The organism is Streptomyces silaceus (assembly GCF_001419745.1).
In the GTDB taxonomy this organism is placed as follows: Bacteria; Actinomycetota; Actinomycetes; order Streptomycetales; family Streptomycetaceae; genus Streptomyces; species Streptomyces silaceus.
This window is the reverse complement of the sequence record NZ_LIRJ01000065.1, coordinates 22,539-28,688: the sequence shown is the minus strand read 5'-3', so window position 1 is coordinate 28,688 and position 6,150 is coordinate 22,539. Positions and strand designations below refer to the sequence as shown.

Below are 6,150 nucleotides of genomic sequence, written 5' to 3'. Positions count from 1 at the left end.
GAGGTAAGAGTGCGGGGGCGGGAGGGGACCGGCGCCCGGCGGCGCGACGGCCATGGACCGCCACGGGGGACGATCGTGCCGCTAACTAAAGTTTCAGTCAATGTGAGACGATACGGTCCGCGTGATCACCAGGGTCGACCGGCCGGCGCACGAGAAGGGGCACGACGTGAAGGCGGACCGCAGGACGGACATCCTGAGAGCGGCGGCCAGAGTCATCGCCAGACGCGGGGTCCGGGGACTTCGCGTGACGGAGGTCGCCGAGGAGGCGGGCATCTCCACGGCGCTCGTCTACTACCACTTCAAGGACCGCGCGGGCATCCTGCACCGCACCCTGGAGTTCATCAGCGACCGCGCGGAGCGCTACACCGTCGGCAGCCCGCCCGGCGAGCGCCACGACGGCCCCCGCCGTGCACTGGAACGTTCCCTGCTCCTCGAATTCCAGGACCGGCCCGAGGTGCGCGAGAACAGCACGGCCTGGGGTGAGCTGCAGGCCACCGCCGTCTTCGACCCCGAGCTGCGCGAGGCGCTCGCCGGGGCGCGTCTGATCTGGATCCACGAGCTGACCGACGCCCTCGGCCGCGTCCACCCGGCCGCGCCCGCGCCCGCCCGCACCGTGGCCGCCGAGCGGCTGACCGCCACGCTCGAAGGCCTCAGCACGCGCTGGCTCAGCGGACTGCTCCCTCTGGACCACGCCCGCGAGCTGATGCGGGAGGTGATAGCCGTGGAACTCGCCCGACTGGCGAGATGCGCCACCACCCTCGCTCCCGCCGGTGGCACCACCACTCCCACCGGCGCCGCTGCCGCTCCCACCCGCACCGACACGAACACCACCCCCGTCACGGCCGTCACCGTCTTTGACTGAATTTTCAGTCCGTGCGACAGTGAAGGAACAGCGTGACGGCACGGCTAGCCCATCCGCCCAGCGGAATCCGGCCGTCCACGGCGCGGCACCAACCGCCGACGGCTCGCGTGACTCAGGCCCGCGACCGCACACCCCCCACCCGCACACCCCACCTGCCGCCCGCGCCGCACCGCGCTCGTCGAGCGGTCCGCCACACCGGCGGCTAGCTTGTCCCCATCACGATGATCGGAGTTCACCGTGTCCACCTTCCTCCCCTCCCGCCGTTCGGCCCTGCGCGCGATCGCCGGAATCGGCGCCGTCGTGCTCGGCGCGTCGGCCTGCGGCCCCGGCGACTCGAATGTCGCGAGCGCCGCCGCCGACCAGGACACGGACACGAAGGGACGCCGCATGGGCGCCGAGTGGGAGAGCCACGCGCGCACGTTCATGTCGTGGCCCGCCCTGGAGTCGGTGTGGGAGGACGACCTGCGCTACGTACGCGAGGACATCGCCCGCGTCGCCCGCGCCATCGCGGAGTACGAGTACGTCGTGATGATGGCGCGGCCCGACCAGGTGAAGGCGGCCCAGAAGGCGTGCGGGCGCGACGTCGAGGTCATCCCGCTGCCCGTGGACGACCTGTGGGCGCGCGACACCGTGCCCGTGTTCGTGGAGGACGACGGCAAGGTCACCGGCATCGACTTCAACTTCAACGGGTGGGGCAACAAGCAGGAGCACACGAACGACGGCCGCGTGGGCCGGACCTTGCTGGCCGAGTACGACATCCCCCGCAAGAAGGCCCCGCTGGTCGCCGAGGGCGGTTCGTTCGAGACCGACGGCGAGGGAACGCTCCTGATCACCGAGAGCTCGATCGTCAACGACAACCGCAACCGCGGAAAGAGCCGGGACCAGATCGAGGCCGAGCTCAAGCAGACCCTGGGCATCAAGAAGGTGATCTGGCTGGCCGGTGTGCGCGGCCAGGACATCACCGACGCGCACGTGGACAGCCTGGTGCGCTTCACCGAGCCCGGTGTGGTGCTCCTGGACAGGGCGCACCCCGACACCCCGGCCGACTCGTGGTCGCGCGCCGCGGACCAGGCCAAGGCCGTGCTCAGCAAGGCGACCGACGCCAAGGGCCGGCCCTTCGAGATCGTGGACCTGCCGCAGCCCGACCTGTACGAGATCACCGGTGAGGGCGACGACTTCGTGTCGACGTACGCGAACTTCTACGTCGCCAACGACTCCGTCTTCATGCCCCGCTTCGGCGACCGCAAGGCCGACAAGCGGGCCAAGAGCATCCTCCAGGAGCACTTCCCCAAGCGCGACGTCGTGCAGGTCGAGATCGACACCATCGCCTCCGGTGGCGGCGGCATCCACTGCTCGACGCACGACGAGCCCGGCAAGCCGGTCGACTGACTCCCTCGGAGCGGCTGTGGTCACGAAGCGACGCCTCTCCCGGTCCCGCGGCAGACTGCTCGCCGCGGGGCTGGTGCTCTGCGCCGTGGCCGCGGCGGCCGCCGTAGGGGTCTGGCTCCAGTTCGGTGAACGCCAGGCCCTGGACACCCGGTACCGGGCGGGCGGTTCGGCGTCCGACCGGGTGGACATCACCGCATCGGTCCAACGGGTCGACGCGGCGGGTCGCGAACTGGTGCTCCGCCTCCTCGTCACCCCGCGCGGAAGCCTCGCGGAGGCGAGCGGTGTGTCCCCCGCGGAGAAGCTGACGCTCCAGACGTCCTCCTCCGTACGGGGAGACCTCACCTTCCCGGCGCACAGCAGGATCTCGACCGTGGACGTGCCGGTCACACTGTCGGCGGGCTCGATCACGGACTACCCGTTCGACGCGTACGAGGCGACGCTGGAGTTCGGCGCGGCGGTGCGGGACGACGAGCCGGTGCCCGTCCGGATGACGCTCACCAACAACGATGCGCTGTTCGCGGCCGACGTCGACGCGTCGGAGGCGGCCGGCGCCGCGGTGTTCGACGTCGGCCTCGCGCGCTCCACCAGCGTCCTGATCTTCGCGGTGTTCATGATGGCCGCGATGTGGGCGCTCGCCATCGCGGTCCTCATCGGCGCATGGTTCCTGCTCTCCCGCCGCAAGGGGCTGACCTGGCCGGCCCTCGGCTGGATGGCCGCGACGCTCTTCGCCCTGGCCGCCTTCCGCAACACGGCCCCCGGCACCCCGCCCATCGGCTCCCTGCTCGACTACGTCGCGTTCCTCTGGGCGGAGACGGTGATCGCGTTCTGCGTGATCACGGTGGTGGTGATGGGCATGCGAGCGGAAGCCCATCCGTCGGACCCGCCCTCGCCGTGACATCCCCCTCGCCCTGAGGGCGAGAGCACTACGACGGGAGCACTACGACGAGAGTTGACCTCGACGTACCCTGCTGGGTTGACGACCGCCCTGGTCGGGCGCATTACGTTGCTGCTTCCGCCGGGAAGGGCGGCTGCCGCCGGGGGACGGAAGACGATGGCGGCCGCGCCCGACTCCTGTACGACCGACAGGAATGAGGAAGCAATGCGATCTGCCGCAACCAGGGCACTCGTCGGCGTGGCCGCCGTCATCGGGATCGCCGCCGGAGGCCTGGCGGGCGCGAGCGCCGCCGTCGCTGCACCGCCGGCCGCCGCGACGACGGCGAGTGCCGGAGGCGTCTCCGCTCTCGCGGTGAACAACCTCGGCCTCAACACGGCGCACGCCAAGAACTGGCAGTGCTACCTGGACTACTGGGGCTACAAGCCGGGCCGGATAGACGGGCAACTGGGCACGGACAGCTGGAAGGCGGCCCAGCGGCTGTTCAACGACTACGGCTACAGCGGCAGCCAGAAGCTCGTCGTCGACGGAGTCGTCGGGACGAACACGATCAAGGCGCTCCAGCGGTACTTGAACTGGTCCGGTGTCGAGAAGCTCACCGTCGACGGGGTCGCCGGGCCGGACACCAGGGCCGCGTTCTGGCGGGCGACGGCCGCCTGCTGAGCCGCCCCGGCCATCGGTCGCGTGCAACGCCCCGGGTTCGATGGTGACATCGGGCCCGGGGCACAGCATGCGCGGCCCGCCCGCGGAGCGCTGACCTGCCCGGCCTTTCGGCAGGGGGTGTGCTTCGTCTGATTCCCGACGGTGCGGCAGAGGGCCCGGCCCAGGCTCGGGGGTGAGCTGCGAGACTGTCCGTCATGAGCACGCAGATCACGGACCGGCGCACGATCCTCGTCATCGGCATGGGCGCGGGCGACCCCGACCACCTCACCCTTCAAGCGGTGAAGGCCATCCGGCGCGCGGACGTCTTCTTCATCGTGGGCAAGGGTGCCGACAAGGCCGCCCTGACGGATCTGCGCCATCAGATGCTGGAGGAGCACGCCGAGGCTCCGTATCGCGTGGTGGAGGTCGAGGACCCGAGCCGTGACAGGCGCCCCATGGATCGCTCCGACTACACCGCGACCATCGAGGGCTGGCGTGCGCGCCGTGCGGACCTGTTCGAGCGGATGATGCTCGACGAACTGGCGGCGGGCGAGACCGGGGCCTTCCTCGTGTGGGGGGATCCTTCGCTCTACGACAGCACTCTCGGGATCCTCTCCGACATCGAAGCGCGTGGGCAGGTCTCGGCGGACATCGAGGTCGTCCCCGGGATCACCAGCGTGTCGACTCTCGCCGCGCGGCACCGCATTCCGATCAACCAGGTGGGCCGGCCCGTCCACATCACGCCGGCCCGCCGCCTGTCCGACGTGGGGCAGAACGATGACGGTGACATCGTCGTCATGCTCGACGCGCACGAGTCGTTCACCCGGGTCGAGGGGGAGGACGTCTGGATCTACTGGGGTGCCTACCTGGGCACGCCCGACGAACTGCTCATCGCGGGGCCTCTGCGCGAGGTGTCCGACCGCATCAGGCAGGTCCGGGCCGCGGCCCGGGAACGGCACGGCTGGATCATGGACACGTATCTGCTGCGGATCCTGGAAGAGCCGTCGAAGCAGCCGCGTCAGTGATGGCGAAGTGGAACTAGCCGCACTTGGCGCGGAGATCGGCGATGGCGTTCTCGAAGTCGGTGAGTGATTCGAAGGCGCGGTAGACGGAGGCGAACCGCATATAGGCCACCGGATCCAGTTCGCTGAGCGGTTCCAGAACGGCCAACCCGACCTCGTGTGTGGACAGTTGGGCGCTTCCGGTGGCCCGCACGTTCTCCTCCACCTGCTGACCGAGCCGGTCGAGCATGTCTTCGGTGATGGGGCGGCCCTGGCACGCCTTGCGGACACTGCTGACGATTTTGGTCCGGCTGAACGGCTCCGTCACGCCACTGCGTTTGACCACGAGCAGGGAGTAGGTCTCCACGGTGGTGAAGCGGCGTTGACAGTGAGTGCATTGCCTGCGACGGCGAATCGAGGTGCCTTCATCGGTCGACCGGCTGTCGATGACGCGACTGTCGGGGAGCCTGCAGAAGGGGCAGCACACCGTTCGTGTCCTTTCCGATTCTCTCGGATGGTTGAGGCGTCTTCCGGTGTCCGGCCGACCGTGAACCCGATCCTGATCATAAAGGAACTGACCTGGTCTTTTTCACCGGATCCGGAACACTCGGCACGTCAGCCCACAACCTGCCGAGGAGCGGGGAGGACCGGGTGAGCCTTGGCGAGGACGGTGGAGCCCGTGGTCCGCACGGGCTCCACCACCTGTCTCGGGCTACGCCCTGACGCGCAGCATCAGCTGTGCGGGGGAGCGGTGTTCAACGGGTGGGCGAGCCGACGGCCGTGGTGGGGGCGCGAGTCGGCGGCGGTGAGGTTCACGCGGTTTCCAGCGCAGCAGAAGGACGGCTGCGAGGAGCGGACCGCAGGTCAGGAGTATGAACGTCATGACGCCGACGCCGTCCGCATCTGGACGAACAAGTCGGGTTGGCGGACCCGTGCCGCGCGGAGGAGGCGTTGAACGGCTCGTGAGCGGCTCGCGAGTCTGAGGCAGCGTCCCTGGCGGGGCCACCAACGGAGTGCGGCCAGGAGGCCGGAGTCGCAGAAGGTGACGTGCTCGGTGTCCAGGACGAGCCCGGTGTAGCCGTCGGCGGCTGCCGAGGCCAGCAGCGCACGGAGAGGGGCGGCGCTGGCGTGGTCGATCTCTCCGGCGAGATGCAGGATCAGCGTCCTGCCGAGGGTGGTGCAGGAGCGGACGACTATGTCGCAGGGCGCGTTGTCCGCGCCCGATTCGTGTGCGGCGGCGGAGGCCAGAGCGGCGGGCAGTATCGGGGTGGTGGTTGAAGTACTCACATCCCCATCAACGCCTCCCTTCCCGTCGCGGGACACGCGGCACACGGCACTATCACCCCATGTGAGCAGCAAGAACC

Annotated in this window: 7 protein-coding genes; 5 read left to right on the top strand and 2 right to left on the bottom strand. The window is 69.6% G+C overall.

Translation table 11 applies throughout. The features are described from left to right. Positions 1 to 244: 244 nt before the first annotated feature. The 5 genes from AOK22_RS07515 to cobF all read left to right on the top strand — a co-directional run bounded on the left by AOK22_RS07515 (position 245) and on the right by cobF (position 4,810). The gene (locus tag AOK22_RS07515) at positions 245 to 862 is read left to right on the top strand and encodes a TetR/AcrR family transcriptional regulator (RefSeq protein ID WP_425264009.1); all 618 of its coding nucleotides are present in this window, start codon (positions 245 to 247) and stop codon (positions 860 to 862) included. A 237-nt stretch (positions 863 to 1,099) separates the two neighbouring features. Then, the gene (locus AOK22_RS07510; RefSeq protein ID WP_055697793.1) at positions 1,100 to 2,251 is read left to right on the top strand and encodes an agmatine deiminase family protein; all 1,152 of its coding nucleotides are present in this window, start codon (positions 1,100 to 1,102) and stop codon (positions 2,249 to 2,251) included. A gap of 16 nt (positions 2,252 to 2,267) precedes the next feature. Continuing rightward, positions 2,268 to 3,146: a DUF4436 family protein gene (locus tag AOK22_RS07505; RefSeq protein WP_079036409.1), complete on the top strand. Its 879-nt coding sequence runs from the start codon at positions 2,268 to 2,270 to the stop codon at positions 3,144 to 3,146. Between the two features lie 204 nt (positions 3,147 to 3,350). After that, positions 3,351 to 3,806 carry a peptidoglycan-binding domain-containing protein gene (locus AOK22_RS07500; protein WP_055697792.1) on the top strand — a complete coding sequence of 152 codons (456 nt, stop codon included), beginning with the start codon at positions 3,351 to 3,353 and terminating at the stop codon, positions 3,804 to 3,806. Between the two features lie 194 nt (positions 3,807 to 4,000). Then, complete coding sequence (gene cobF, locus AOK22_RS07495) at positions 4,001 to 4,810, top strand: precorrin-6A synthase (deacetylating) (RefSeq protein ID WP_055697791.1); 810 nt, start codon at positions 4,001 to 4,003, stop codon at positions 4,808 to 4,810. 13 nt (positions 4,811 to 4,823) lie between these two features. Here the strand turns inward: cobF and nrdR are convergent, their stop codons facing one another. Together nrdR and AOK22_RS07485 are read right to left on the bottom strand one after the other, a co-directional pair. Next, the gene (gene nrdR / locus AOK22_RS07490; protein WP_055697790.1) at positions 4,824 to 5,273 is read right to left on the bottom strand and encodes a transcriptional regulator NrdR; all 450 of its coding nucleotides are present in this window, start codon (positions 5,271 to 5,273) and stop codon (positions 4,824 to 4,826) included. A gap of 392 nt (positions 5,274 to 5,665) precedes the next feature. Next, the gene (locus AOK22_RS07485) at positions 5,666 to 6,073 is read right to left on the bottom strand and encodes an STAS domain-containing protein (RefSeq protein WP_157872193.1); all 408 of its coding nucleotides are present in this window, start codon (positions 6,071 to 6,073) and stop codon (positions 5,666 to 5,668) included. Positions 6,074 to 6,150: the final 77 nt, after the last annotated feature.